The organism is Thalassobacter sp. (genome assembly GCF_982993085.1).
On sequence record NZ_CEZFMW010000207.1, the window covers coordinates 1 to 3,044 of the forward strand.

A 3,044-nucleotide genomic window follows, 5' to 3' on the forward strand; every position below is an offset into this window, starting at 1 on the left:
CGGGTTTCATCACCGCCACCTTCATATTCCACAAGACGACCAGAGGTCAGGATAATTGGGTAATCCTTGCTGAAGTCGTTCTTTTGGATCGAGGCGTACATCGTCGGCAGACGATAGAACTTACGGTCCTCATAGGTGGGGTAATCCGCGACCAGATCACGACGTGGCGTATAGAGCGGCTCACGGTGTGTTGGTACGGGATCAGGGAAGGTCCACACGACGGCACGGGCTTTTGCGTTCCCGAAGGGCGCACAACCATGCTTGATCGCAACCCGCTGGATGCCGCCCGAAAGGTCGGTTTTCCAGTTGGTCTTGGGGCCTGCAACAGCGTCGATCGCGGCACGTTCGTCCGCAGTCAGATCGCCGTCCCACCCAAGGTCCATCAGCATTTGCATGGTGAACTCGGGGTAGCCGTCCTTGATCTCACTGTCTTTGGAGTAGACGCCTTCGGCCAACAGGTTGTCGCCGTCCCGCTCAACGCCGAAACGTGCGCGGAAGGTAAGACCACCATCAGCAACCGACTTCGACATATCGTAGAGGTTGGGCGTACCAGGGTGCTTCATGTCGGCGGTGCCCCAGCAAGGCCATGGCAGACCGTAGTAGTCCCCATCAGCGGGTCCACCAACGGCTTTGAGCGTCGTGCGATCAAAGGTGTGCTGGTTGGCCATGTGGAGTTTGATCCGCTCAGGGCTTTGGCCCGTGTAACCGATTGTCCACAAACCGCTGTTGAACTCACGCGTGACGCTTTCAACGTTTGGCGTAACTTCATCTTCCATCTCGATGTTGCGGAAGAAGCGATCAGCAAAGCCGAACTTCTTCGCAAACAGACCGATGATTTCGTGGTCTGTTTTGCTCTCGAAGAGAGGGTCCACAACCTTGTCACGCCACTGAAGCGAACGGTTGGAGGCCGTCACCGAGCCACGTGTTTCGAACTGCGTACACGCGGGCAGCAGGTAAACACCATCGGTACGGTCGTGCAGAACGGCAGAGACGGTGGGGTACGGGTCGATAACAACCAGCATGTCCAGCTTCTCCATCGCGGTCTTCATCTCGACCTGACGGGTTTGCGAGTTAGGCGCGTGGCCCCAGAGCACCATGGCACGAACGTTGTCGTTCTGATCCATGTTGTCCTTTTCCTCAAGGATACCATCGATCCAGCGCGACACAGGAATACCCGTGAGGTTCTGAAGCGACTTTTCCTTGCCGTCGGCGCCGGTGATGGAACCGAACTGACCTGCAAGCCATTCGGGATCTTCACCCCAAACGCGGGCCCAGTGCCCCCAAGCGCCGTTGGACAGACCGTAGTAGCCTGGCAGCGTGTGCGACAGAACACCAAGGTCGGTTGCGCCTTGCACGTTGTCGTGGCCGCGGAAAATGTTGGTACCGCCACCCGACGTGCCCATGTTGCCCAGCGCCAGCTGAAGCACACAGTACGCACGTGTGTTGTTGTTACCATTGGTGTGCTGCGTGCCACCCATACACCAAATCACGGTGCCGGGGCGGTTGTTTGCAAGCGTTTTAGCAACGCGGCGCAGCTGCTCACCGGGGGTGCCGGTTACGCGCTCGACCTCTTCGGGTGTCCATTTGGCCACTTCGTCACGGATCTGGTCCATGCCCCAAACGCGGGTGCGGATGAACTCTTTGTCTTCCCAACCGTTTTCGAAGATGTGGTACAGAATACCCCAAACCAGCGCCACGTCGGTACCGGGACGGAAGCGAACGTACTCATCAGCGTGTGCCGCAGTCCGCGTGAAGCGCGGGTCGCAAACGATGACGGGTGCGTTGTTTTCTTCCTTCGCCTTCAGGATGTGAAGCAGCGAAATCGGGTGCGCTTCTGCGGCGTTGGAGCCGATCATGAAGATCGCTTTGGAGTTGTGGATGTCGTTGTACGAGTTCGTCATGGCGCCGTAGCCCCATGTGTTCGCAACACCAGCCACAGTCGTGGAGTGACAAATACGGGCTTGGTGATCCACGTTGTTCGTGCCCCAGTAGGCTGCGAACTTGCGGAACAGGTAAGCCTGCTCGTTGTTGTGCTTGGCGGAGCCGAGCCAGTAAACGCTGTCCGGGCCGCTTTCTTCGCGGATGGACGTCATGCCGTCGCCGATCTCGTTGATCGCCTGTTCCCAGCTAATGCGCTTCCACTCACCACCCTCTTTTTTTATGGGGTATTTGAGGCGGCGTTCGCCGTGGGCGTGCTCACGAACCGAGGCCCCCTTGGCGCAATGCGCACCGAGGTTAAAGGGGCTGTCCCAGCCGGGCTCTTGCCCAGTCCACACACCGTTGGACACTTCGGCCACAACGGAACAACCCACCGAACAGTGGGTGCAGACCGATTTAATGGTTTCAACGTTGCCTGAAACTGCGCCCGCTGCTGCGGATGCGGGTTTCACCGCACCACCAGTGGCTGCGATGGCCGCCAGACCGCCGATGGCCAGACCCGAGCCGCGCAAGAAAGCGCGCCGGTCTACCGTGGCGTTGGCTGCTTCAGACAGGAGAGTGGTCCGCTGGGGGCGTCGCGCAACCCCATTGGTCTTTTTCCTAAGCATATTACATTCCTTCCGTGCTTGTTCGACCCAATTTCAGGGCCTCACGCGCTTGGTGTTTAAGTGTGATCTGTCGCAGTCGGGCGTCACGCAACCAGTCGCTTGGATCGTCTCCTCCCACGCCCGAAGTCCGGACGCCGAAATCATAGCCGCCTAGAAACGGGCGCTTTCGAAATAGGCACGTGTGTGTGCGGTATCCTGAATGGTCTCGCTGGTCAGGTCGGGTGCCGCGGCTTCAGCCGTGTCCCCTGCTGCCATTGCAACCGCAGCAACGGGTGCCGCAGTGCCTGCAAGTTTCAGAAAGTCGCGGCGTGATGCCTTGGTCGCTTTCTCTGTCATGAAATCTCCGTGGGTTTCATGGGTTCTGACGCCAGCCCCTTGCGGTGCTTGCGCCACTCGAAATGCGGATTACTCCGCGCTCATCCGGAAGGCTTCGGCCTCAATCTCCATGAACACACGCCCGATCGTTCCGACCGGTGTGTAAAAGAGTGAGGTTTTCGC

At 58.7% G+C, this 3,044-nt stretch carries 2 protein-coding genes and 1 pseudogene; all 3 read right to left on the bottom strand.

The window, feature by feature from the left end:
- Positions 1–2,546 (bottom strand): molybdopterin-dependent oxidoreductase (locus tag AC4GMC_RS17945; protein ID WP_488082134.1); only part of this gene is annotated, 2,546 nt, incomplete at its 3' end.
- A gap of 150 nt (positions 2,547–2,696) precedes the next feature.
- Complete coding sequence (locus tag AC4GMC_RS17950; RefSeq protein ID WP_038006343.1) at positions 2,697–2,882, bottom strand: twin-arginine translocation signal domain-containing protein; 186 nt, start codon at positions 2,880–2,882, stop codon at positions 2,697–2,699.
- 69 nt (positions 2,883–2,951) lie between these two features.
- Positions 2,952–3,044, bottom strand: a pseudogene (locus AC4GMC_RS17955) (molecular chaperone TorD); the annotation flags it as partial.

Excerpts from the sequence above, each read along its gene's own strand:
- AC4GMC_RS17950 (WP_038006343.1), bottom strand. The coding sequence starts at position 2,882 with ATGACAGAGAAAGCGACCAAGGCATCACGCCGCGACTTTCTGAAACTT.